General features: G+C 64.9%; 18 protein-coding genes. 5 read left to right on the top strand and 13 right to left on the bottom strand.

Going from position 1 to position 23,714, the window contains the following annotated elements; translation table 11 throughout:
* Positions 1-108 precede the first annotated feature (108 nt).
* The 4 genes from PG887_RS11055 to PG887_RS11070 form a co-directional block, all read right to left on the bottom strand.
* Complete coding sequence (locus PG887_RS11055; RefSeq protein ID WP_270821701.1) at positions 109-1,764, bottom strand: cation acetate symporter; 1,656 nt, start codon at positions 1,762-1,764, stop codon at positions 109-111.
* Positions 1,761-2,072, bottom strand: coding sequence for a DUF485 domain-containing protein (locus PG887_RS11060; protein WP_010674578.1), 312 nt, complete (start codon positions 2,070-2,072; stop codon positions 1,761-1,763). Before PG887_RS11060 ends, PG887_RS11055 begins: the two co-directional genes overlap by 4 nt.
* Positions 2,073-2,179: 107 nt before the next feature.
* Positions 2,180-2,806 (bottom strand): 3'-5' exonuclease, encoded by a 627-nt coding sequence (locus tag PG887_RS11065; protein ID WP_029314461.1) that lies wholly within the window; start codon positions 2,804-2,806, stop codon positions 2,180-2,182.
* Between the two features lie 2 nt (positions 2,807-2,808).
* On the bottom strand, positions 2,809-4,596 hold the full coding sequence (locus PG887_RS11070; RefSeq protein WP_270821703.1) for a putative nucleotidyltransferase substrate binding domain-containing protein: 1,788 nt from the start codon (positions 4,594-4,596) through the stop codon (positions 2,809-2,811).
* A gap of 158 nt (positions 4,597-4,754) precedes the next feature.
* Between PG887_RS11070 and PG887_RS11075 the strand changes: the two genes are divergently transcribed.
* Positions 4,755-5,561, top strand: coding sequence for a crotonase/enoyl-CoA hydratase family protein (locus tag PG887_RS11075; RefSeq protein ID WP_010674581.1), 807 nt, complete (start codon positions 4,755-4,757; stop codon positions 5,559-5,561).
* A 67-nt stretch (positions 5,562-5,628) separates the two neighbouring features.
* Here PG887_RS11075 and PG887_RS11080 read toward each other — a convergent pair whose 3' ends face one another.
* Complete coding sequence (locus tag PG887_RS11080) at positions 5,629-7,128, bottom strand: alanine/glycine:cation symporter family protein (RefSeq protein WP_010674582.1); 1,500 nt, start codon at positions 7,126-7,128, stop codon at positions 5,629-5,631.
* A gap of 330 nt (positions 7,129-7,458) precedes the next feature.
* Here PG887_RS11080 and PG887_RS11085 point away from each other — a divergent pair, with 330 nt between their 5' ends.
* The gene (locus PG887_RS11085) at positions 7,459-7,872 is read left to right on the top strand and encodes a GNAT family N-acetyltransferase (protein WP_029314462.1); all 414 of its coding nucleotides are present in this window, start codon (positions 7,459-7,461) and stop codon (positions 7,870-7,872) included.
* An 18-nt stretch (positions 7,873-7,890) separates the two neighbouring features.
* A complete protein-coding gene (locus tag PG887_RS11090; protein WP_069784711.1) occupies positions 7,891-8,700 on the top strand; it encodes a zinc-dependent peptidase in 810 nt (269 codons plus the stop codon).
* An 80-nt stretch (positions 8,701-8,780) separates the two neighbouring features.
* On the opposite strand, the gene PG887_RS11095 is transcribed toward PG887_RS11090, so the two are convergent.
* From PG887_RS11095 to PG887_RS11130, 8 genes are all read right to left on the bottom strand, one after another.
* Complete coding sequence (locus tag PG887_RS11095) at positions 8,781-9,377, bottom strand: acetate uptake transporter (protein ID WP_029314465.1); 597 nt, start codon at positions 9,375-9,377, stop codon at positions 8,781-8,783.
* Between the two features lie 910 nt (positions 9,378-10,287).
* Positions 10,288-13,194 (bottom strand): DUF748 domain-containing protein, encoded by a 2,907-nt coding sequence (locus PG887_RS11100; protein WP_442866336.1) that lies wholly within the window; start codon positions 13,192-13,194, stop codon positions 10,288-10,290.
* A gap of 271 nt (positions 13,195-13,465) precedes the next feature.
* Entirely contained in the window at positions 13,466-13,879 is a 414-nt protein-coding gene (locus tag PG887_RS11105; RefSeq protein WP_010674587.1) for a MerR family transcriptional regulator, read from the bottom strand.
* A 54-nt stretch (positions 13,880-13,933) separates the two neighbouring features.
* Positions 13,934-14,905: a hydroxymethylglutaryl-CoA lyase gene (locus PG887_RS11110; RefSeq protein WP_069651185.1), complete on the bottom strand. Its 972-nt coding sequence runs from the start codon at positions 14,903-14,905 to the stop codon at positions 13,934-13,936.
* Positions 14,902-16,866 carry an acetyl/propionyl/methylcrotonyl-CoA carboxylase subunit alpha gene (locus PG887_RS11115; protein WP_270821707.1) on the bottom strand — a complete coding sequence of 655 codons (1,965 nt, stop codon included), beginning with the start codon at positions 16,864-16,866 and terminating at the stop codon, positions 14,902-14,904. Before PG887_RS11115 ends, PG887_RS11110 begins: the two co-directional genes overlap by 4 nt.
* Positions 16,867-16,975: 109 nt before the next feature.
* Positions 16,976-17,824 carry an enoyl-CoA hydratase-related protein gene (locus PG887_RS11120; RefSeq protein WP_042878770.1) on the bottom strand — a complete coding sequence of 283 codons (849 nt, stop codon included), beginning with the start codon at positions 17,822-17,824 and terminating at the stop codon, positions 16,976-16,978.
* A 9-nt stretch (positions 17,825-17,833) separates the two neighbouring features.
* On the bottom strand, positions 17,834-19,450 hold the full coding sequence (locus tag PG887_RS11125) for a carboxyl transferase domain-containing protein (protein ID WP_270821708.1): 1,617 nt from the start codon (positions 19,448-19,450) through the stop codon (positions 17,834-17,836).
* The gene (locus tag PG887_RS11130) at positions 19,447-20,595 is read right to left on the bottom strand and encodes an isovaleryl-CoA dehydrogenase (protein ID WP_270821709.1); all 1,149 of its coding nucleotides are present in this window, start codon (positions 20,593-20,595) and stop codon (positions 19,447-19,449) included. The genes PG887_RS11125 and PG887_RS11130 overlap by 4 nt, the downstream gene beginning before the upstream one ends.
* Before the next feature lie 257 nt (positions 20,596-20,852).
* Between PG887_RS11130 and PG887_RS11135 the strand changes: the two genes are divergently transcribed.
* On the top strand, positions 20,853-22,364 hold the full coding sequence (locus PG887_RS11135; protein WP_270821710.1) for a CoA-acylating methylmalonate-semialdehyde dehydrogenase: 1,512 nt from the start codon (positions 20,853-20,855) through the stop codon (positions 22,362-22,364).
* Positions 22,365-22,443: 79 nt separating this feature from the next.
* Positions 22,444-23,601 carry an acyl-CoA dehydrogenase family protein gene (locus tag PG887_RS11140; protein WP_270821711.1) on the top strand — a complete coding sequence of 386 codons (1,158 nt, stop codon included), beginning with the start codon at positions 22,444-22,446 and terminating at the stop codon, positions 23,599-23,601.
* Positions 23,602-23,714 lie beyond the last annotated feature (113 nt).

Consider the following 23,714-nt stretch of genomic DNA (forward strand, 5'->3'; position numbering starts at 1 on the left):
GGAACCAGTGATTGGTTCCGGATTGTCCTACAGCAGAAGGATCGGTCAATGGATCCTTAACTGATCAGCATTGCGGCACTGGGCCGGCTTGGATGCGTGGGATGCCACTTAGTGGGCAGAGGCGCCGGAGGCACCGAGACCGGTCTGGGAGCGGACGAACTGCGGGAAGAACTTCGCATGCTCGTCGGAGGCTGCCTGGGACTTGTCGGTGACCGAGAAGAACCAGATCCCGGCGAAGGCCAGCCCCATGGAGAAGAGCGCCGGGTATTCGTAGGGGAAGATGGCCTGGGCATGACCCAGTACTTTCACCCAGACGGTGGGGCCCAGGATCATCAGGGTCACGGCGCTGATGAGACCGAGCCAGCCGCCATAGACGGCGCCACGGGTGGTCAGGCGGGACCAGAACATGGAGAGGAAGAGCACCGGGAAGTTGCAGCTCGCCGCGATGGAGAAGGCCAGGCCCACCATGAAGGCGATGTTCTGCTTCTCGAACAGGATGCCAAGGCCGATGGCGACCACACCCAGCACCAGGGTGGTCATCTTGGAGACACGCAGCTCGTCGGCCTCGTTGGCCTTGCCTTCCTTGATGACGCAGGCATAGAGGTCGTGAGAGACCGCTGAGGCCCCCGCCAGGGTCAGCCCGGCCACGACCGCCAGTATGGTGGCAAACGCCACGGCGGAGATGAAGCCCAGGAACAGGCTGCCACCCACGGCGTCGGCCAGATGGACGGCCGCCATGTTGGTGCCCCCCAGCAGGGCGCCGGTGGCGTCCTTGAAGTCCGGGTTGGTGCTGACCAGCAGGATGGCGCCAAAGCCGATGATGAAGGTGAGGATGTAGAAGTAGCCGATGAAGCCGGTGGCATAGAACACCGATTTACGGGCTTCCTTGGCATCGCTCACGGTAAAGAAGCGCATCAGGATGTGGGGCAGACCGGCGGTACCGAACATCAGGGCCAGCCCAAGGGAGATGGCGGAGATGGGGTCGGCGACTAGGCCGCCCGGGCTCATGATGGCCGCACCATTGGCATGCACCTTGACCGCTTCGCTGAACAGGGTACCGACGTCGAAGTTGACGGACTTCATCACCATGATGGCCATGAAGGAGGCACCGGAGAGCAGCATCACCGCCTTGATGATCTGTACCCAGGTGGTGGCCAGCATGCCGCCGAACAGCACGTAGAGCACCATCAGGATGCCGACCAGCACCACGGCCACATGGTATTGGAGGCCGAACAGCAGCTCGATGAGCTTGCCGGCACCGACCATCTGGGCGATGAGGTAGAGGGCGACCACCACCAGGGAGCCGCTGGCGGAGAGGCTGCGCACCGAGGTCTGCTTGAGGCGGTAGGAGGCCACGTCGGCAAAGGTGTACTTGCCGAGGTTGCGCAGCCGCTCCGCGATCAGGAACAGGATGATGGGCCAGCCCACCAGGAAGCCGATGGAGTAGATGAGACCGTCGTAGCCCGAGGTGTAGACCAGGGCAGAGATGCCGAGGAAGGAGGCGGCGGACATGTAGTCACCGGCGATGGCCAGACCGTTTTGGAAGCCGGTGATGCGCCCGCCGGCGGCGTAGTAGTCGGAAGCCGAGCGGTTGCGCTTGGAGGCCCAGTAGGTGATGAACAGGGTCGCGGCCACGAAGATCACGAACATCACGATGGCCGAGATATTGAGGGGTTGGCGTTGCACCTCGCCGCTGATGGCGTCGGCCGCCAGCAAGGGGGTGGAGATCAGACCTGCCAGCGGCAGCAGAAACTTGCCTTTCATGATTGCGCTCCCTTGAGGATCTTCTGGTTCAGTTCGTCGAACTCGCCGTTGGCACGAAATACGTAGATACCGGTCAGCACGAAGGCCGATACGATGAGACCAATCCCGACCGGGATGCCACGGGTGATGCTGGAGCCTTCGCTCAAGGGGGTGCCAAGCCAGCCCGGTGCAAAGGCGATGAGCAGGATGAACGCCAGGTAGAGCCCCAGCATCAGGATGGAGAGGGTCCAGGCAAAACGCTGGCGTTTGGCGACCAGTGTCTGGAAGTTGGGATCTTGCTGGATCCGAAGATACGGTTGCTGTTCCATTGCAGTTCTCCATGACAGTGAATGTCAGCGGTGGATGAGGGGTTCCCTACCGGACAGCACGGCTGTCCATGTAAGCAAAATGTGAATTAAATGTTATTTCCGAACAATTAGACTTTGGGATAAGCCAGCGGGCCGCCCTGATGCAGGCGTACAAAGACAAGGGCGGCGGTGACAGCATCGCTCAGGGCGTCGTGGGGGGGCAGGGCTGGCAGCGCCAGATGGCGACAGATCGCGGCCAGGTGCAGATCGATGGCGGCGTCGGGATAGCGGCGATAGAGGTGATCGTGATAGAGGCGGCTCACCTCGATGCCGCGCTGGGGCAGGGTGAGCCCCCACAGCCGTTGGCAGGCGAGGTTGAGAATGCGCAGGTCATAGGCGATGTGATACCCCACCAGCTCACGGGGGCCGATGAACTCCAGCAGCGCGCGCAGCGCGGGCTCCAGTGCCATTCCCTGTTGCAGATCCTGATGGCGCAGGCCGTGGATCACCACGGACCCGGCGCTCAGGCTGGCGGGAGCCTGGACCCGGATGGCAAGGGCATCGCCCGTCTCTATCCGGTTGCCCCGGATGCGCACCGCCCCGATGGAGACGATCTCCGCCAGCGCCGGATCCAGGCTGGTGGTCTCGAAGTCCAGCGCCACCCACTCGTCGCCAGCAGGGCGGGCAAAGAGCGGGGCAAACTCCCCCTCCCGAAACGTCCTGCCAAGCCAGCGGCGGCGCCAGTGCATCCACATCGCTATTGCCTAAGACGAAAGTGCAAGGTGAGCCATTGCTGGAACTTCTTCACCTGGTGCAGGGCATGGCGCAGCAGATCCCGCTCTGCGGGGCCGAGGTCGGCCACCCGCACCCGTCCGTCTCCCTCCTGCAACTGGCTGCGCAGCCGAAGCCGCATGAACAGCCGGAAGGCCTCCGCCAGATTGGTGCCATAGTCCCGGCTGAGGCGTCCCTGGCCCACCAGGGCCTCGATGCGCCCCGTGGTCGAGGTCTCCAGGATCCCCGCCTCCAGGGAGAGTACCCGGACGCCGTGGACCAGAGGGAAGAGGCCGCCCCGCTTGAGATCCAGCCCCTCCGGGGCTTGCTCCAGCCTGCCAAAGAGGGTGAGGGGGGCGTGAAAGGCGACGGCGGCCCTTGCCATCTCCGCCAGCAGATCCGGCCGGTCGGCGAGGCAGGCCCGCAGGTGACGGGCGACGGGGGCGAGCCGGGCGCGATCTCCCGTGATGGCCTGGGCATCTGCCAGGGTGGCGAGCCAGAGCAGATCCGCTTCGCTGGCGCGCACACAGGCCTGCTCTATCCCTTGCAGCCAGCCGCCAAGCGGCTTCACCCAGGCCGGGTTGTTGACCATCACCCTGCCCGGGCAAGGGGGATAACCCAGGTGCGCCAGCAGGGCGCTGAAGGCGGCCAGATCCGCCGACTGGGTGGGCCACGGCAGGCCATCCGGCAGGATCAGGGCATTGTCCTGATCGGTTTTCTGGATCTGTTCGCCACGCCCCTCCGACCCCAGCATCAGCAGGCACACCTGCTCTTGCTGCGCCGCGGGGATCACCAGGGAAAAGGCCTTGGCGATCAACTGCTCGTTGATGGTGGCGATGAGCTTCATCAGGAACAGGGTGTGGATCCCCTGGGCAAACAGGGAGCGAATGAGCTGCTGCTGCTCCCGGGCGACCGCCTCGAGGGCGGCCGGGGAGTCGGCGCGGGCGATGCGCAGGGTCAACACATGGGAGTGGGTGGAGAAGAGCCCGAGCACCTGGGTCAAATGCAGGATGCCTGCCACCTCCTGCCCCTGCCAGATGACCAGGCGCTTGATGCGGTGGCGGGTCATCAGCAGCAGGGCATCGAACAGATAGCTCCCCAGTGGCAGACCCGTCAGCGGGGTGGGGGTCAGCACCGCCAGCGGCGCACTGAGCGGCAATCCCTTGAGGGTGAGGGCGTGGAGCAGGGTCTTGCGGGTGGCCAGGCTCAGGCTGCCGTCTGCTCCGGGATAGAGCAGGCAGTCGGTGCCCCTGGCCACCATGGCCTCGGTGGCGGCCAGGAGCGAGAGGCTGCTTTCCACGATGAGCGGCGCCTGCAGATGGTCGGGAGCGATGCGGGTCAGGATGAACTCCGCCAGGTTCTGCTGCCCGAGCTGGCTGCGCCGCTCCTGCTCCCGCTGGCGCTCCGCCAGGGTGGCGGTGAAGTAGCGGGCGATATGGGGGTGCGCGTCGCACAGGGCCAGAAAGACGGGGCGGGGAATGAGCTGGCAGAGGGTATCTTCCAGGGCGGCGAAACGGTGGCGGCAGTGCCCGTCAAACTGGGCACGGACGTCGAACATGTCCCCCTCGCCATAGTCGCCAAAGGATTGATGGGGGGCAGACTCTTCCACGGCCCCCTTGATGATGAGGTAGAGCCCGGCGGGCTCCTCCCCGGCGTGCTGCACCGTCTGGCCCGCGCGAAAGTAGCAGATGCTGAGGTGCTGACCGAGCCGCTGGCGTGCCTCCTCGTCCAGGCCGTCGAACGGTGGACGGGCAAAATTGAACAGAAGTGACATGAGAGGCTCCACCGTGACCATGGGGCCAGTCTGACAAAGGCTCTACCACCGGGCCAGCCGACTTTAGTCGCAGGCCCGGGGCGGCCTCCCTGTACCTGCCCATAACACTCTGGTAACGTTGTGGTATGACCAGTTGAATCAAAAGGACGAAGACGGAGATGGAAAAGCCAAGGGTCAAATGGGTGTTTCAGGAGGGGATCGCCGAGGTGATGCTCTGCCGGGGGGACAAGCTCAACGCGCTGGATCGGGCCATGTTCGACGCCATCGACGAGACGCTGAACGCGCTATCCCGGCAAAAAGGGCTGCGGGCCGTGATCCTGCACGGGGAGGGGCGGGCGTTCTGCGCCGGGCTGGATGTGAAATCCATGCTGAGGCAGCCTGTGGCGGCGCTGGAGATCCTCAAGCGCGAGGCGGACGAGGCGACCAACCTGGCCCAGCGGGTGGCCTATGGCTGGCATCAACTGCCGGTGCCCGTGATTGCGGTGACCCAGGGGGTCTGTTTTGGCGGCGGCCTGCAAATAGCGCTCGGCGCCGATTTTCGCTTCAGCACCCCGGATTGCCGCTTCTCGGTGATGGAGATCAAGTGGGGCATCATCCCCGACATGAGCGGCAGCGTCACCCTGCGCAACCTGATGGGGATGGATACCGCCATGGAGCTTGCCATGAGCGGGCGCGAGCTGGAAGCCAGCGAAGCCAAGTCCCTCGGCCTGGTGAGCCGGGTGTGCGCGGATCCCCTGGAAGAGGCGCGGGCCTTTGCCCGGACCCTGATCACCAAGTCGCCGGATGCGCTGGCGGGGATCAAGCAGCTCTACACCCAGGCCTGGGCTCGCAGTGACGAGGCCATGCTCAAGGAAGAGACCCGGTTGCAGAGGCAGATCCTGGGGCGCCCCAACCAGTGGCGGGCGACCCTCAACAGCCTGTTTCGCTGGCGCCTGCCATTCGGACCGCGCCGCAACGCGCTTTGAACCCCTCACCCATCCAACACAAATGAAAATGGCAGCCGAAGCTGCCATTTTGCATTGTGCCGTCTGATTACTTGGCAACGGTATCCGGGTCCGCCTCGAAGGGGTGGCCGGTTTGCTCGCGCATCAGGTTTACTTCGGCGCGGTTTTCAATCCAGTAGTCCGCGTTCTTGATGCCGAGCTTTTCCGGGTGGAACACGGGATCCAGACCCTTGGCCAGCTGTGCCTCGTAGTCTTTCAGACAGGCGAAAGCCGGCTTTTGCAGCATCAGGATGGCACCGATGTTGAGCCAGGCCATCAGGCCGACCCCGATGTCACCCAGGCCCCAGGCCAGATCGGCGGTCTTGACGGTGCCGTAGACGGTGGCAGCCATCAGCGCAATCTTCAGCAGGAAGGTGAGCCAGGGGCGGTTAATCTTGCGGTTGACAAAAGCGATGTTGGTTTCGGCGATGTAGTAGTAGGCCACGATGGTGGTGAAGGCGAAGAAGAACAGGGCGATGGCGACGAAGTAGTTGCCAAAGCCTGGCATCATGCTCTCCATGGCGGTCTGCACATAGCCGGGGCCTGCCGCGATGCCGGCGATGCCGGTGTAGAGGGCGGCACCGTCCGGCCCCTGCACGTTGTACAGGCCAGTGATGAGCAGCATGAAGCCGGTGGCGGAGCAGACGAACAGGGTGTCGATATAGACGGAGAACGCCTGCACCAGGCCCTGCTTGGCCGGGTGGCTCACCGCCGCGGCGGAGGAGGCGTGGGGGCCAGTCCCCTGGGCGGCTTCGTTGGAGTAGACCCCGCGCTTGACACCCCACATGATGGCCAGACCCAGAATGGCGCCGAAGCCGGCTTCCATCCCGAAGGCACTCTTCCAGATGAGCAGGATCACGCCCGGCAGTTGGCCGATGTTCAGGGCGATGATGACGCAGGCCACGATGATGTAACCCAGCGCCATGAAGGGCACCACGGTACTGGCGAAATTGGCGATGCGTTTGACGCCGCCGAAGATGATGAAACCGAGCAGCAGCGCCAGACCGGCGGCGGTCACGTTGGGGTCGATGGCAAAGGCGGTCTGCAGGCTGGAGCCGATGGAGTTTGCCTGCACGCCCGGCAGCAGTACGCCGCAGGCGAAGATGGTGGCGATGGCGAAGGTCCAGGCATACCACTTCATGCCCAGGCCCTTCTCGATGTAGAAGGCCGGACCGCCGCGATATTCACCGTTGATCTTCTCCTTGTAGACCTGGCCCAGGGTGGACTCCACGAAGGCGGAGCTGGCGCCAAGGAAGGCGACCATCCACATCCAGAACAGGGCGCCCGGGCCGCCGAAGGTGATGGCAGTGGCCACACCGGCGATGTTGCCGGTACCGACGCGACCGGCCAGGGTCATGGAGAGTGCCTGGAAGGAGGAGACACCGGCATCGTTGCCCTTGCCCTGAAACATCAGGCGTATCATGCCTTTCAAGTGGCGCAGTTGCAGGAAACGGCTGCGCAGGGAGAAGTAGAGGCCTACCCCCAGACACAGATAGATGAGCGCTGGGCTCCAAATCACGCCATTGATGGCATTGACGATCTCATTCATGTACAACAACTCCTTTGTTGCGCTGTCTTGGCGAGGTCTATATGCCTCGCTCCCTTAACATTGAAATATGCGGTGACCAAGGGGGTCACTCAGGATTGTGCGGGACTTTCGACTGGTTAGTCCGCGGGATTTAACATATCGGTTTGTTCAGGGCCTTCCTAGTGAAAAGTGTTGTGGCTTTGTTAATTTGTGAATTGACATTAACAAATGGTGAATGGAACTGGACAAGATTCGGTACATACCGATCATCTGCCGCTTTGCCATGCCCAGAGGGCTGATTGAGGTAATGCAAATAGGAGGCCAGGAGTGGCAACAAGGGAAAACAGATACATCATTCGCCTCGCCGGGGAGGCGGATGGGGCCGGATTGACGGGGTTGTTTGCCCAGTTGGGCTACCCCAACCCTGACGGGGCGGTCAGCGCCAGGCTGGCCCAGCCCGATCCGGCGCGGGAGGTACTGGTAGCCCTGTGCGAGGGGATCCCGGTGGGGGTGCTGGTGTGGCACCACTTGCAACCCATGCACCTTGCACCAGCCTGGGGCCTGATCTCGGCGCTGGTTGTCGATGAGGGTGCAAGGGGCGGGGGCATCGGGGCCCTGCTGCTGGCGGCGGCAGAGCAGCGGGCGGCAGCCCTGGGGTGCGGCCAGCTGGAGCTCTCCAGCAGCCTCAAGCGCGAAGGGGCGCACCGATTTTATCTGGCGCAAGGGTATTGCGAGCGTCCGAAACGTTTTGTGAAAGCTGTCTGATTGGCAAGAGGAGTCTGTGTGTTCTGGTCCAGGTTGAAAGAGGTATTGGGTGGTGCATCTCCCCGGGAGCCTCGTCTCCCAGAAGAGCAGGAGTGGCGCGAGGCGCTGGCGGCGGTGCCCATCTTGCAGGGGCTTGAAGAAGAAGAGGCGCAGAGGCTGATGGAGCTGGCGCGCCATTTTCTCTCGCGCAAGACCCTCACCCAGATCGGGGTGGAACTGACGCCCCGCCAGCAGGGGGTGCTGGCCCTGCAGGCAGTGCTGCCCATCCTGCACCTGGGGTTCGATTGGTATCGAGGTTTCCACGAGGTGATCATCATCCCCGAGCCCGTGACCCGTCGTCAGGAGGTGCAGGACGAGTTCGGGCTGGTGAGCGAATTTGAAGAGGAGAACGCCGGTGAATCCTGGCCCCAGGGGCCACTGGTGCTGGCCTGGAGCGAATTGCAGCAGGACGGGGACTGGGACGGATTCAACCTGGTGATCCATGAGCTTGCCCACAAGCTCGACATGCTGGGAGGGGATGCGGACGGTGCACCGCCCCTGCCGCGGGGCATGGATCCCCAGCAATGGACCCGGGCGCTGCAAGGTGCGTTTGACGAGATGAACAATCAGTTGACCAGAGAGGAGGTGACCGAGATAGACCCCTACGCCGCCTCGCACCCCGCCGAATTCTTCGCGGTGTGCAGCGAGAGCTTCTTCACCGATCCGTTGCGTCTGCGTGCCGTCTACCCTGCGGTCTATGACCAGTTCGCCCGCTTCTACGGTCAGGATCCCGCTGCCCGCTACCCGGCCACCCGGTTGCTGGCCGGAGATCCCGGAGCGCAGGGCTGACCGGCACTGCGTCCGGGCGGCAGAAACACAAAAGGCACCCCTGAGGGTGCCTTTTTCGTGACAGCGATGTCGCCGGGTGCTTAGGCAGCGGCTTTGAGCTGGGCGGGAGCGGCTTTCTTCTGCTCGCCGATGGGCAGCACGGTGCGACCGAACTGCTCGTTGATCACGGTGGCCATGGCCAGGTAGATGGCGCTGGCGCCGCAGATGATGCCTTCGAAACCGGCGATGGTGCCGATCAGGGTACTGCCGGTGAAGTCACGGGCAGCCAGCAGGAAGAACAGCACGGTCAGGGAGGCGAACACGAACTGCTTCACGCGGGGGAAGTTGACGGTCCCGATCAGCATGAACAGGGTGAACATGCCCCACATCAGCAGGTACCAGCCCATGTAGGCGTGCGGGGTGGCCTCGGCCAGACCCATGGTCGGCATCACCAGCAGGAACACCAGGCTCCACCAGAAGGTGCCGTAGGAGATGAAGGCGGTGACACCGAAGGTGTTGCCACGCTTGTACTCCATGATGCCGGCGATGATCTGGGCCAGACCGCCATAGCACAGACCCATGGCCAGGATCATGGCGCTGATGGGGAAGAAACCTGCGTTATGGATGTTCAGCAGAATGGTGGTCATACCGAAACCCATCAGACCCAGAGGGGCAGGGTTGGCCAATTTTTCGCTCACGTGGTGTTCTCCAACAATAGAGGTGGGGTTGATAAAAGACGCGCGATTTTAGGCAGGCTCAGGGTCCCGGGCAAGGGGGGGACACACAGAAATGGTAAAAAAAGAACACGAAAGTTTAAGTGGCCAACCATTCGTGCCATTCAGGTAGACGAGTGGTGAATGAAAAACGTTTTCAACGTTGCGATTTTGTATAAAAGGCAACTTGGCATGAAAGTCGGCAACGACGATGGTGACTGGGACTGGTGAGGGAAACGCGTCCCGGATGGTCGCGTCATGGCGGTTTGATTGAAAAATGAGTTCATATGCCATCAGACAAGAGTGTTTCCCTCCTGTTTGTGGCGCATGGACCTCCCGTATCGCTTGCCATCGCAGTGTCCGTTGCGCTCCCCATTTTCTCGTCAACCCCGCGCTCGCCACCGTGTTCCCTACACAAGGGCGGGGCGCCTGAGAAACCCGCAGGCGCGCTGTGTTGACTGCCACGGGCGAAAGGGGCGCAAGATTAACGGGCAGGATCAGAGGCTGCCCTTGTCAGAAAGCCAGAGGCGGGATGGGCCCAGATGACAAAAACCAAGACGTAAGAGGGTGAGCCAAGGGATCGCCCTGTGGTCGGAGGCTTCAACATGGCAGACACGGCAGCACGGGGGCTCCTGTGAAGACGCTTCAAAATGTAAGGGGGGCGCGGGGTTGGCCCTGTGGCGTGCGGGAGAGGGTGTTCAGGATTGGCCCGATTAGACACTGTATATCTGATCGGGCCATCTATTTTGACATGCCGACATGCTGGATAAAGGGATAACCGGATTGTTCGGGACGGCTAGCGAGAGACATATCCTGATGGAAGGGGTCAGGGGAGGGAGCCCCTCGGGCCATGTGCCGTCGGGGCAAACAAGAGGGGCATCCGGCGGGCGCCGGATCAGTTGTCCAGGGTCAGCACCACCTTGGCTTCCTTGTCCGTCTCCTTCACCTGGCTGTCGAGCACGAAGAGGCGCTCCGGCGCGATGCCCTGGGTATCCACCAGATACTCCTTGGTGTTCTGGGCGCGGCGCATGGCGAGGTTTCGCAGGGACTTGGCGGTGATGAGCTGCTGATCCCGCAGCAGGAGCACCGCCTGGGCGCGCAGGGCCTCGCTCCCTTCATCGAGTCGCAACCGGTCGGCCAGATCCCCGAGATCTTCGTTGAACTTGGCTTCATAGGCCTCTGCCAGTGCGGATTGCATGGCGGGATCCTGCTCCAGCAGCGTCAAATCCACCGGGCTGCCGGTGGTCTTGGCCAGCAGCCGCTCAAGCTTCTGGCGCTGGAGGATGGGGCGCTCTTCGTTGAAGTTGACCTTGCCGCGGATGTTCATGCTGAGCTTGGGCCTCTCCTTGAGGGCCTGGGCGAGGGTGGTCAGCTTGGTCTGCTGGGTCGGGGTCAGGGCGGGATCGCCAGGCAGGAAGGGGAGCTCGTCGAGATCCTTGGTGCCCCCCGTCAGGGACGCAAGCAGGGAGAAGGGGGAGGTGATAGCCTTGCCGAGGGTATTGCCGAGCACGTCCCAGAAGATGTTGCCCAGGCTGAAATCAGGCTGATCCAGATTGCCCTTCACCTTGAGGTTCATCTTGATGACGCCGCTCGAATCGCTCAGCAGGGCGATGGCGAGGCCGAGGGGCAGATCCTTGGCCTGCTCGCTCTTGACCTTCTCCCCGAGTTGCAGCTTCTTGATGGTGATGTCGTTGTCCCCCTCCAGCCGGTTGCCCTGCAGCTTGTAGTTGAGCTTCATGGAAAGCTGCCCCTTGTCGATGGCATAGCCTGCATAGGTGCTGGAGTAGGGGGTGAAGGTGGTGAGTTCCAGATTGTTGAAGGCCACGGCCACATCCAGCACGGGATCCTCGATGAGCAGGTTGGCGCCCCCCCGGATGGTGACGGGGGCGTAGCGGTCCACCTTGCCGTTGAAGGCGAGCTCGGAGCGCTGCCCCGGGGTGTTGCTGATATGGCGGCTCTGGCCGTCTAGGGAGGCGATGTCCACCACGAACTCAGGGCTCAGGCTGCGATCGGCGAAGCGCAGGTTGCCCTGGGCGGTACGGATCTGATCGATGACGATGTGCGGGGCGGGGGCGCTCTCCCTGGCGTTCGCGGCGGGTTGCGGCAGCAGCAGTTGCTGCACGTTGGTGATCCCCTCTTCGTTGATCTCGATGCGGGCATAGGGTTTGCTGAGCAGGATGTCGGCGATGCGCAGTTGCTGGCTCAGGCCATCATAGTGCAGGCCGCTCAATTGCAGATTCTCTATCTGGAGCAGGCGCTGGTTGTCGGCCCGATCCAGCACGTTGAGCCCCGCGACCTCGAGTCCACCGCTTATCTCCAGCTTGCTGATGGCCCCCTGGCGGTCGGTGACCAGGTCAAGCCTCGTGCGACTGGCAAGCTCGCCGCCCCGCACGCTGATGCGCAGCAGATCCTGCAGGTAGGGTTGGGCCAGGGTCAGCGGCAGCCCCTGCTGGCGGATGGCGCCGTTCAGGGTGAAGGGGGTCAGCCCCAGGGTGCCGTCAAACGCCACCGTCGTCCTGGTGTCGAGGGCTGCGTTGAGGGTGAGGGGGCTGGGTTGGGCGGTCTGGCTGCCAAGGGGCCCCAGGGTGAGGGCGATGGCGGAGATGGCCCGTTTCAGGGGCTTGCCGCTGGTGGCTTCGGTCAGGGTGAGGCTGCCCTGGTCGATGCGGGTCTGCTTGAGGGCCCATTGCCAGGGCTTGGCGGGGGTGGCCGGTTGTTTGCCCCCCTTGGGGGTCTTCTGGGGGATCAGCAGGTCCGCGAGATCGAGTTGTTGCTGGTGGTCGAGGACGGCGGTGATGGCCGGGCTCTTGAAGGTGGCGGCATCGAGCTCAAGGCGCTGCTTGTTGCCATCGATGCGGATCCCGGTCAGCGCCAACTGCTTGAAGCGGGCAAATTCCTCCCCCTTGTTGCGTGTGAGCTGCCAGTTGGCCAGGGTCAGCTTGCCCTTTGACAACTGCCAGTCCAGTCCCTGCTTGCCCTGGGTGAGGCGATAGGCGAGCTCGGCGCTGGCCTCCCCTTTGGCGAGGGTCGCCTTGAGATAGAGGGCCCAGAGGGGGGCGAAGGGGGCGATGGCCACCTTGCCAAGGCTGAGGTTGCCCTTGCCGGCGCCGCTCATCATGTCGAACTCCCCTTCGGCCTTGAGGGGGCTCTTCTCGTTGACGGTGGCGCTCAGGCGATAGGGGTTGAGCACCCCCTCTGCGGTGGAAAAGCCGGGCAGGTGCAGGGCGAGCTTGTCCAGGGTGAGGGGCGGGACCCACCCCGGGCTGCTCTGCTTGCGGCTGTCCCGGTAGCTGAGCCGGCCCTGCTCGACGGACAGCTTGCCGATGGTCACCAGCACGGGCTCGGCGCTAGCTGGCGGCGTTTGCTCCGGCGCAGGGGCGAGCAGGGAGGCCAGTGCATCGGTCAAGTTGAAGCGTGCCTCCCCCTTGAGATCCTCGAGGCGCACCAGATCTGCCCTGGGGGCGGTCAGGGTGGCCTCTTCCAGTACCAGGGCGCGCTGCTGCCAGCTCGCTTTCAAGGCGGGAATGAGCTTCAGCTCTTCAAATGACACCAGTGCTTGCTGCTGGTCATCGAGCAGGGCGCTGGGCCCCAGCACGAGGGAGGGGGAGCGGATCCCCACCTCTATCTTGCCAAGGGAGAGGTGCAGACCGTAATGGGTGGCAAGCCAGCCGGGGAGATGGCGCTGGATGAGGGTCGGCGCCTGCCAGAGCAGGATGGTGATGCCGATGAGCAGGAGCGCGAGAAGATAGAGGGCATAGCGCAGCAGACGAGCGGGCAGAGGCTTGAGCATGATGGTCTCCATTTGATGCGCATATGGTAGCAATTAATCGTGCCCGGTTCATGGGAAGGACTCATGAGGTGCGCCGCACTCTGACCGGGCTGGGGAATTATTGTGCGACCAAGGCCGGATTTCCCCCGTTTGTCCCACCTCGCCGCTTGCCCAAACCGCCCAGTCTGTCCGGCATGCCGTGACGGGCGATGTGGGGAACAAGGGGGTTGCCGGGTCAGGGCCTGCCACTGCGGATATCCACTGGAAAACCGGGATACCGGGGGCGAGATACCCCCAGAGTCTGTCAATCCCCGTCGGTTTTCAAGCCGCCGAGGGAGTGGATGCAGCGCTGCTCGGCGGCATCGAGCTCGGCCATCACCATCTGGATGTCCTCCAGCTGCTGGCGCAGGGAGTGGCGTCTGGCTTCGATGAGCTGGATCATGGAGTGAAGCTGCATCCGGCTGGAGCGGTCGGTGTCGTACATGTCGAACAGCTCGCGGATCTCCGCCAGGCTGAACCCGAGGCGCTTGCCGCGCAGGGTCAATTTCAGGCGGATCCTGTCCTTGTGGCTGTAGATACGGGTCTGCCCCTCCCGGGTCGGGGTGATGAGCCCCTCGTCCTCGTAATAGCGGATGGTGCGGGGGGTGATGTCGAACTCCTGGGCCAGCTCCGAGATGCTGTAGGTTCTCTCCTTGCCACTGGCGTGTCTGGCTCTCATGGTGCGCCCTCCTGATGAGTTGGCGGGGTCCTGGCCCCGCGGCAAGGGCCGGGGTCATGATGCATGATGGCCTCCCGGGGTGCGCTGCTCGCGCTCTTGTGCTAGGCGCCGTCCCCTCCCGTGCAGGGCCTGGCCGACCCGGGAGCCGTTGGGGCGCCCCAGCAGCTCGCTCACCCACTGGCCGGTGGCGGCCAGCTGGTCGAGATCGACGCCGGTGCTCATGCCAAGGCCGTGCAGCAGATAGACCACCTCTTCCGACGCCACATTGCCGGAGGCGCCGGGGGCATAGGGGCAGCCGCCGAGCCCGGCCACCGAGCAGTCGATGGTGCGGATGCCGCGCTCGAGCGCCGGCAGCAGGTTGGCCAGCCCCTGGCCGTAGGTGTCGTGAAAATGAACCGCAAGCCGGCCCGCCGGGATCTCGTGCAGCACCGCATCCAGCATGGGAGCCACGGTGCCCGGGGTGCCGACGCCGATGGTGTCGCCGAGGGATATCTCGTGGCAGCCCAGATCCAGCAGCCGCTCGGCCAGGGCGGCGACCCGTTTCGGGCGGGTCGGGCCGTCGAACGGGCAGGCGATGACGGTGGAGAGGTAGCCGCGCACCTTGATGCCGAGGCTGCGCGCCTCCTGCACCAGGGGGGCAAAGCGCACCAGGGACTCCTCCACGCTGATGCCGATGTTGGCCCGGGTGAAGCCGTCCGAGCAGGCGGTGAAGAGGCCTATCTCGTCGGCGCGTGCGGCGATGGCGGCCTGCAGACCCTGCAGATTGGGCACCAGGGCGCCATAGCGGGTCGGCCCCCTGCGCGGTAGGGCGTTAAAGAGTGCGGCGGAATCCGCCATCTGCGGCACCTTTTTGGGCGACACGAAGGCCCCCACCTCGATGCGCTGCAACCCGCTCTCGGCCAGGCGGGCGATGAGCGCCAGCCGCTGCGCCAGGGAGAGGGTGGCGGTCTCATTTTGCAGGCCGTCCCGCGGCCCCATCTCCACCAGGCTGACCTTGTCGTCCCGGTTCTCGTGCGTGTGGCTCATGAGCGCTCCTCCTGCGCGGTATGGTCCTCGGCAAAGCGCACCAGCACGGCGCCCTGGCTCACCTGTTCCCCCTGGCGGCACTGCAGGGCCTCAATCACCCCGTCCCGGTCAGCCTTGAGGACGTGCTCCATCTTCATCGCCTCCAGCACCAGCAGGGGTTGCCCCTTGCTGACCGGCTGGCCGGCCTCGACCTGCAGCGCCACCACGATGCCGTGCATGGGGGCCTGGATGCCCGGGACATGGCTCGTGTCGTGATCATGGTGGAGCTGATGATGCTGATCATCGAGCGAGAAGCGGATGCGTCTGCCCGCCAGGTGCAGCAAATAGGCGCCCTCGCCGAGGGGCTGCACCGGATAGCGCTGCCAATGTCCACCCTGGCACAGGCGGATCTGTTCTGCTGTGCGCTCGCAGGGGATCTGCTCGCCCTGCCAGAGTAGGTTGCCTGCCCGCTCGGCGAGGGTGAGAGTGCGGGTCTCCTCGCCGATGCGCACCGTGGCGCAAAAGCGGCGGGTGGGGCCCAGCCGAAAGCCTGCGGCCTGCTGCCAGGGGGAGGCATCGCGCTCGCAAGTGGCGAGCCAGAGCGCGGCGAGCGGCCAGGCGAGCGCCGGAACGGGCAGGGTGTCGGTGGGAATGGGCCACTGGGAGTGGTGGCCCATCGCCAGCACCTCTGGCGCTTCGCACAGGCGTTGCAGGAGCGGGCCGTTGTGCACCAGAGGGCCGAGCTCCAGGGCTGCCAGGGCATCGGCCAGAGTGGCAAAGGCTTCGCTGCGGCTCGGTGCGTGGGCGACGAGCTTGGCGATCATGGGGTCGTAATAGGGGCTCACCTCATCGCCAGCGGTGACGCCGGTGTCGATGCGCACCCCCTTGGGCCAGGTGAGCCAGTGGATGGGGCCGCTCGCTGGCAGAAAACCGGCGGCCACGTCCTCGGCGTAGAGGCGCGCCTCCACCGCGTGGCCACGCAGCACCACCTCATCCTGGGTGAGGGGCAGCGGTTTGCCCTCGGCCACCGCCAGCTGCCAGGCCACCAGATCCTGGCCTGTGATGGCTTCGGTAACCGGATGCTCCACCTGCAACCGGGTGTTCATCTCCATGAAGAAGAACTCCTCCTTGCAGAGCAGAAACTCGATGGTGCCAGCCCCCTGATAGTGGATGGCCTTGGCCGCCGCCACGGCCGCCTCGCCCATGGCGCGGCGCAGGGCAGGGGAGATGTCGGGGGCGGGGGCCTCCTCGATCACCTTCTGGTGGCGGCGCTGCAAGGAGCAGTCCCTGTCCCCCAGATAGATGGCGTTGCCGAGGGCATCGGCAAACACCTGCACCTCCACGTGGCGGGCGCGGGGGAGATAGCGCTCCAGCAGCACATGGTCGTCGCCAAAGGCGGCACTCGCCTCCCGCTTGACCGCCGCCAGGGCCGCGTCAAAGTCGGCCAGCTGATCGACCCGCCGCATCCCCTTGCCACCGCCGCCGCTGGCCGCCTTGATAAGGAGCGGGAAGCCCACCTGGCTCGCCTGATCGCGCAAAAAGTCGGTGTGCTGATCCGCGCCGTGATAACCGGGCAGCACGGGGACGCCGGCTGCCTGCATCAGCCCCTTGGCCCCCGACTTGTCCCCCATGGCGAGGATGGCGCCGCCGCTTGGGCCGACAAAGCGCAGGCCCCGCTGCTCGCAGGCGGTGGCAAAGTCGCTGTTCTCGGAGAGGAAACCGTAGCCCGGGTGGATGGCGTCGGCATTCGCCTCTTTGGCAATCTTGAGCACCTTGCCGGTGTCGAGGTAGCTCTCCCGGGCGGGGGCCGGCCCCAGATGCCAGGCCTCGTCGGCTTCGCGCACGTGCATGGCGCGGGCGTCGGCGTCCGAGTAGAGGGCGATGGTGTGAATGCCGAGGCGTCGTGCTGTCTTGATGATGCGCACGGCGATTTCACCGCGATTGGCGATCAGCAGGCGCTTGATGGGAGTGTGATGGGTCATGCTGCCTCCCTGTTGTTCAAGGCGCACAAGTGCGAAGCGTGTTGATCCACACTCCAGTGATATTGACCACAGCTGGCGATCAGCAGGGGCTTGATGGGGTGGTATTGAGTCATGCTTCGTCCTTGAAACGGGGGCGCCAGGTTGGGGGGCGTTTGTCGAAGAAGGCCTGGATCCCCTCCTGGGCCTCGAGGCCGACCCGTACCCGGGCGATGGTCTCGACGGTCTGCTCTTCGTGCTGGTGGCCTGGGCGCCCTTCGAGGGCGGCCAGCAGCCGCTTGGTCTCCTTCATCGCCTGGGGGCCGTTGCGACACAACCGCAGGGCCATGGCGCGTCCCTCCGCCAGCAACTGATCAGGCTGGCTGAGCCTGTGCACCACGTTGAGTCGGCAGGCGGTGATGGCATCGAAAGGCTCCGCGCTCAGCATGTAGCGGCGGGCCTGGCGCATCCCCATGGCGCGCACCACGTAGGGGCTGATCACCGCAGGCACCAGTCCCAGGGTCACCTCGGAGAGGCAGAAGCGGGCATTTTCGCTGGCCAGCACGATGTCGCAGGCGCAGACAAGGCCTAAGGCTCCGCCGTAGGCGGCCCCCTGCACCAGGGCCACCGTGGGGAAGGGCAGCTCGTCCAGTGCCTGCATCAGGTGGGCCAGCACCCGGGCGTCCTCGCGATTCTTGTCAAAGGCGCGGGGGTCGAACGCCTCCCCTGCCATCTTGCGCATCCACTCGAGATCGGCGCCCGCGCAAAAATGCGGCCCCTCGGCGCGCAGCAGCAGCACGTGGGGGCGGTCGGCCAGCGGCTGGCCGTGGGCCAGCTCGTCGAGGCAGTCGAGCAGCCCCTGCATCAGGTCGGCATCAAGGGCGTTGTGACGGGCCGGGCGGGCGAGCACCAGCTCGATCACCGGGCCGTGACGCTCCAGGCGAAAATGGGCAAGGGGATCGTTGAAGAGTGGGTCTGACATATGAACTCCTTACATCCGGAAGATGCCGTACTGCCCGGGGCCCGGCTCGGCCCCCTGGCAGGCCGCCAGCGCCAGGGCCAGCACGGTGCGGCTCTGGACCGGGTCGATGACGCCGTCATCCCACAGGCGAGCACTGGCGTAATAGGGGTGACCCTGGCGCTCGTACTGCGCTATCACCGGGGCGCGAATGGCGGCCGCCTCCGACTCGCCCAGAGTCTTGCCCTCGGCGGCCAGCTTGTCCCGGCGCACCTGCACCAGCACCCCGGCCGCCTGCTCGCCCCCCATGACGGAGATGCGGCTGTTGGGCCAGCTGAACAGAAAATCCGGTTCATAGGCGCGCCCGCACATGCCGTAGTTGCCGGCACCGAAGCTGCCGCCGACGATCAGGGTGATCTTGGGCACCCGGCTGCAGGCCACGGCGGTCACCAGCTTGGCGCCGTGCTTGGCGATCCCCTCTTTCTCCGCCGTACTCCCCACCATAAAGCCGGTGATGTTTTGCAGAAACAGCAGCGGGATCCCCCGCTGGTTGCAGAGCTGGATGAAGTGGGCCCCCTTCTGGGCGCTGTCGCTGTGCAGCACGCCGTTGTTGGCGAGGATCCCCACCTGCATGCCCTCAATGCGGGAAAAACCCGTCACCAAGGTAGTGCCGAACAACGCCTTGAATTCGTCAAACACAGAGCCATCCACCAGTCGGGCGATCAATTCTCGTGCGTCATAGGGGCGCTTGAGACTGGTGCCCACCAGGCCGTAGAGCTCCTCGATGGGGTAGTGCGGCTCATCATAGGAGGGAGCGGATGGGGCGGGTGACGCCGCCGTCTGGTTGTCACCCAGGTTGCTTACCAGGGTGCGGGTGATGGCCAGGGCATGGGCATCGTCCCGGGCCATGTGATCCGCCACCCCGGAGTGGACGCAGTGCACCTCGGCGCCGCCCAAGGCTTCTGCGCTGATCTCCTCACCGGTGGCGGCCTTGACCAGGGGCGGGCCCGCCAGAAAGAGGGTGGCCTGTTCCCTGACCATGATGGACTCGTCCGCCATGGCGGGCACGTAGGCACCCCCGGCGGTACAGAGCCCCATCACCACCGCCAGCTGGGGGATGCTCTGGGCCGACATGCGAGCCTGGTTGTAGAAGATGCGGCCAAAATGCTCCCGGTCGGGGAACACCTCGTCCTGCATGGGCAGGAAGGCGCCGCCGGAATCCACCAGATAGAGGCAGGGGAGGCGCAGCCGCTCGGCGATGGCCTGGGCGCGCAGATGTTTTTTCACCGTGAGGGGGTAGTAGGTGCCGCCCTTCACGGTGGCGTCATTCACCACCAGCATGCACAGGCGCCCCGAGACCCGGCCGATGCCGGTGAGGATGCCGGCGGCGGGCACCGGCTCGTCATAGACCTGCCAGCCAGCCAACGCCGACAGTTCGAGAAAGGGGGAACCCGGGTCCAGCAGCTGGTCGATGCGCTCCCGGGGCAGCAGCTTGCCACGGGCCTGGTGGCGGGCGTTGTTGGCCGCGCCCCCGCCCTGGGCTATCTCCTCCAGGCGGGTATTCAGATCGTCGACCAGTGCCTGCATGGCGGCCCGATTGGCCTCATAGTCGGGGCTCGCGGTGTCTAGGCGGGAGTGGATCCTGCTCATGCGCGCTCTCCCATCAGCTCGCGGCCGATGAGCCAGCGGCGGATCTCCGAGGTGCCGGCGCCGATTTCGTAGAGCTTGGCGTCCCGCAGCAGGCGGCCGGTGGGGTATTCGTTGATGTAGCCGTTGCCGCCGAGCAGCTGGATGGCATCGAGGGCCATCTGGGTGGCGTTCTCGGCAGCAAACAGGATGGCGGCGGCGCAATCCTTGCGGCTGGTGCGGCCCTGATCGCAGGCGCTCGCCACCGAATAGACCAGCGCCCGGCTGCTGGCGAGACGGGTATACATGTCGGCGAGCTTGCCCTGCACCAGCTGAAACTCGCCGATGGCCTGACCGAACTGCTTGCGCTCGCGCACATAGGGGAGCACCACGTCCATGCTGGCCTGCATGATGCCAAGGGGCCCGGCCGCCAGCACCACCCGCTCGTAGTCCAGACCGCTCATCAGTACCTTGACCCCGCCGTTCAGGGGGCCCAGCAGGTTCTCCTGTGGCACTCGGCAGTTGTCGAACACCAGCTCGCAGGTACTGGATCCGCGCATGCCGAGCTTGTCGAGCTTCTGGGCGGTGGAAAAACCGGGAGTCCCCGCCTCGACGATAAAGGCGGAAATCCCTTTGGGCCCGGCGGCGGCATCGGTCTTGGCATAGATGACGAAGGTGTCGGCATCGGGCCCATTGGTGATCCACATCTTGTTGCCGTTCAGCACGAAGTGATCCCCCTCGCGCACCGCAGTGAGGCGCATGCTCACCACGTCGGAGCCGGCACCCGGCTCGCTCATGGCCAGCGCCCCCACGTGTTTGCCGCTGACCAGATCAGGCAGGTATCTCGCCTTCTGATCAGGGGTGCCGTGGCGGTGGATCTGGTTGATGCAGAGATTGGAGTGGGCGCCGTAGGAGAGGCCGACCGAGGCGCTGGCGCGGCTCACCTGCTCCATTACCAGCACATGGGCCAGATAGCCGAGGTTCACCCCGTCATATTCCTCCGCCACCGTGATGCCGTGCAGCCCCAGCTCCCCCATGCGGGGCCAGAGATCCCGGGGGAAAGCGTTATTCTGATCGATCTCGCTGGCGCGCGGTGCGATCACTTTCTGGCAGAAAGCCTCGACCTGTTCGGTCAGGGCCTGGAGGGTTTCATCCATCAGGGCATGCATCCGTGCTCTCCTTGGTGCAGTGGACTGCCGATTTCCCCTGCCATCAGGGTGATGACTGGTCAGTCCATTCGTGATTCAAGTTTACGTTAGCGTAAACGTAAATGAGTTGTTAGTCTAAGGTAAATTCGATGGCAGCCCGCCGCAAGGGGCTACCCGGGCAGAGGAGCGCAAGGAGTGAACAGGATGTGCAACAGCAACATGGATGTGGCCGGCCCAGGGTGGCCTGCCATCGCCTGCCAACGGGCTAGGAGGGGGGCATGAGCCAGCATCACACCCAGTACGGGGATCTGCCGCTCTACATCGGTGGCGAGGCGTGTCCGTCCGCAAGCGACGAGTGGATAGAGGTGACCGACCCGGCGGACCAGCATCTGCTGGCGCGGGTGCCGAAAGCTACCTCTGCGGAAATTGAGCTGGCGGTGCGCACCGCCCACGACGCCTACCTGCAGTGGCGGGAGGTGCCTCCCTCCGAGCGAGCCCGGGTGATGTTCAACTACCAGCATCTGTTGAAAGTGCATCACGACGAGCTGGCGACCCTGCTGGCCCAGGAAACCGGCAAGAACCTGGCGGATGCCAAGGGGGATGTGTGGCGCGGCATCGAGGTGGTGGAGCAGGCCTGTGCCATTGCCAGCCAGACCCTGGGGGAGACCATGGGCAACGTGGCGCGCAGGGTCGACGGCCACTCCTGGGTGCAGCCCCTCGGGGTCTGCGTCGGCATCACGCCGTTCAACTTTCCGGCCATGATCCCGCTCTGGATGTTCCCGCTGGCGGTGGCCTGCGGCAACGGCTTCGTGCTCAAGCCCTCCGAGCAGGATCCGCTCACTCCCATGCGCCTGGCCGAGCTGTTTACCGAGGCGGGGGCCCCCAAGGGCATTCTGTCGGTGGTGCACGGCGGCGCCGAGCAGGTGGATGCGCTGCTGGCCCATCCCGATGTCAAGGCAGTCAGTTTCGTGGGCTCGGCCCGGGTCGGCGGCCACGTCTATCGCAGCGCCACGTCACAGCTCAAGCGCGCCCAGTGTTTTGTCGGCGCCAAGAACCACATGGTGATCATGCCGGATGCCAACAAGGTGCAGGTACTCGGCAACCTCGTGGGAGCGGGAGTCGGCGCCGCCGGTCAGCGCTGCATGGCCATCAGCGTGGCGGTGTTCGTGGGGAGCGCCCGGGAGTGGATCCCCGAGCTCGCCGCCGAGTTCGCCAAGGTGAAACCCGGCGTCTGGCACGACCCCGAGGCGGCTTATGGCCCCCTCATCAGCCCGGAGGCGAAAGTCAGGGTGGAGGGGCTCATCGAGGCGGGGATTGCCGAGGGAGCCGAGTGCCTGCTGGACGGCCGTTTTTGCGACGTACCCGGCTACCCGGTGGGCAACTGGGTGGGGCCGACCCTGTTTCGCGGCGTGACCCCTGAGATGCGCATCTACCGGGAGGAGATCTTCGGGCCCGTGCTGGCCTGCCTCGAGGTGGCGAGCCTCGACGAGGCGCTTGCCCTCATCAACGCCAACCCCTACGGCAACGGCACCTCCCTCTTCACCGGCTGTGGCGCTGCCGCCCGCAAGTTTCGCCATGAGGTGGCGGTGGGCCAGGTGGGGATCAATGTACCCATCCCGGTGCCGCTGCCGTTCTTCTCCTTTACCGGCTGGCGCGGCTCCTTCTACGGGGATCTGCACGCCTACGGCAAGCAGGCGGTGCGTTTTTACACCGAGACCAAGACGGTGACGGAGCGCTGGTTCGACGAAGACATTCCCAGCGGCCCCAATATGACCATTCAGCTGCGCTGATGGCAGGTTGCCCACTTTGCCCGGGCGCCCCCATTGACAGCAACGGATCGACGGAACAAGTACAAAGGAAGCGAACAAGATGGATTTTACCCTGACCGAATCCCAACGGGCCTGTGTCGAGTCGGCCGGCGCCTTCGCCGATCTGGCGCTCAAACCCCACGCCGCGCGCTGGGACAGGGAGCACGAGTTCCCCATCCCCACCATCAAGCAGGCGGCGGCGCTGGGCCTGTGCGGCCTCTATACCCCGGAGCAGTATGACGGCCTGGGCCTGAGCCGGCTCGATGCCAGCCTCATCTTCGAGCGCCTCGCCATGGGCTGCACCTCCACCACGGCCTACCTGACCATCCACAACATGGTGAGCTGGATGCTGAGCAGCTGGCTGCCGGTTGAGGTGGCGGCAGAGTGGGTGCCGAGGCTCGCCTGCGGCGAGCTGCTGGGCTCCTACTGCCTCACCGAGCCGGGGGCGGGATCGGATGCCGCCGCCCTCAAGACCTGCGCCGTGCGGGAGGGTGACGGCTACCTTCTCGAGGGCAGCAAGGTGTTTATCTCCGGGGCGGGCAGCACTCAGGTGCTGGTGGTGATGGCCCGCACCGGGGGGGAAGGGGCCAAGGGCATCTCCGCCTTTATGGTGCCCGCCGACACGCCTGGGGTGAGCTATGGCAAGGCGGAGGAGAAGATGGGCTGGAACAGCCAGCCGACCCGGGAGGTGAATTTCAGCGCTGTGCGCATTCCCGCTCGCTTCCGGCTGGGGCAGGAGGGGGAAGGGTTCAAGTTCGCCATGCAGGCGCTCGATGGGGGGCGCATCAACATCGCCAGCTGTTCGCTGGGCACCGCCCAGCAGGCCCTGGACGACGCGTTGGAGCACGTGCGCCAGCGTCAGCAATTCGGGCGTCCGATCAGCGAATTCCAGAGCGTGCAGTTTCGCCTGGCCGACATGGCCACCGAGCTCGCCGCCGCCCGCCTGCTGGTGCGCCAGGCGGCCGCCAAACTCGATGAGGGCAGCCCGGACAAGAGCGCCTGGTGCGCCATGGCCAAGCGTTTTGCCACCGATGTGGGTCACCGCATCTGCGACGACGCCCTGCAACTCTTTGGCGGCTATGGTTATATCCGCGAGTATCCGCTTGAGCGCTATCTGCGCGACACCCGGGTGCACCGCATTCTGGAAGGGACGAATGAAGTGATGCGGCTCATCATCGCCCGCCGCCTGCTGGCCGACCCCGGCCTGTCGCTGGAGTAGCGGGAGGGGCCTGCTCTGAGGACGCAGTCGGCGCGTCCTCAGGCTTTGTGAGCCAGGTGCAGGTTGGCTCCATTCAACCCTGTCATCATGGGGCAGTTTTTTTGACAAGGACA

Source organism: Aeromonas sp. QDB14, assembly GCF_027707845.1.
Classification (GTDB): domain Bacteria; phylum Pseudomonadota; class Gammaproteobacteria; order Enterobacterales; family Aeromonadaceae; genus Aeromonas; species Aeromonas caviae.

What these genes read in the sequence shown, in the direction of transcription:
- PG887_RS11055 (WP_270821701.1), bottom strand. Translation starts at nt 1,764, where the DNA reads ATGAAAGGCAAGTTTCTGCTGCCGCTGGCAGGTCTGATCTCCACCCCC.
- PG887_RS11060 (WP_010674578.1), bottom strand. Translation starts at nt 2,072, where the DNA reads ATGGAACAGCAACCGTATCTTCGGATCCAGCAAGATCCCAACTTCCAG.
- PG887_RS11065 (WP_029314461.1), bottom strand. Translation starts at nt 2,806, where the DNA reads ATGTGGATGCACTGGCGCCGCCGCTGGCTTGGCAGGACGTTTCGGGAG.
- PG887_RS11070 (WP_270821703.1), bottom strand. Translation starts at nt 4,596, where the DNA reads ATGTCACTTCTGTTCAATTTTGCCCGTCCACCGTTCGACGGCCTGGAC.
- PG887_RS11075 (WP_010674581.1), top strand. Translation starts at nt 4,755, where the DNA reads ATGGAAAAGCCAAGGGTCAAATGGGTGTTTCAGGAGGGGATCGCCGAG.
- PG887_RS11080 (WP_010674582.1), bottom strand. Translation starts at nt 7,128, where the DNA reads ATGAATGAGATCGTCAATGCCATCAATGGCGTGATTTGGAGCCCAGCG.
- PG887_RS11100 (WP_442866336.1), bottom strand. Translation starts at nt 13,194, where the DNA reads ATGGAGACCATCATGCTCAAGCCTCTGCCCGCTCGTCTGCTGCGCTAT.
- PG887_RS11105 (WP_010674587.1), bottom strand. Translation starts at nt 13,879, where the DNA reads ATGAGAGCCAGACACGCCAGTGGCAAGGAGAGAACCTACAGCATCTCG.
- PG887_RS11110 (WP_069651185.1), bottom strand. Translation starts at nt 14,905, where the DNA reads ATGAGCCACACGCACGAGAACCGGGACGACAAGGTCAGCCTGGTGGAG.
- PG887_RS11115 (WP_270821707.1), bottom strand. Translation starts at nt 16,866, where the DNA reads ATGACCCATCACACTCCCATCAAGCGCCTGCTGATCGCCAATCGCGGT.
- PG887_RS11120 (WP_042878770.1), bottom strand. Translation starts at nt 17,824, where the DNA reads ATGTCAGACCCACTCTTCAACGATCCCCTTGCCCATTTTCGCCTGGAG.
- PG887_RS11125 (WP_270821708.1), bottom strand. Translation starts at nt 19,450, where the DNA reads ATGAGCAGGATCCACTCCCGCCTAGACACCGCGAGCCCCGACTATGAG.
- PG887_RS11130 (WP_270821709.1), bottom strand. Translation starts at nt 20,595, where the DNA reads ATGCATGCCCTGATGGATGAAACCCTCCAGGCCCTGACCGAACAGGTC.
- PG887_RS11135 (WP_270821710.1), top strand. Translation starts at nt 20,853, where the DNA reads ATGAGCCAGCATCACACCCAGTACGGGGATCTGCCGCTCTACATCGGT.
- PG887_RS11140 (WP_270821711.1), top strand. Translation starts at nt 22,444, where the DNA reads ATGGATTTTACCCTGACCGAATCCCAACGGGCCTGTGTCGAGTCGGCC.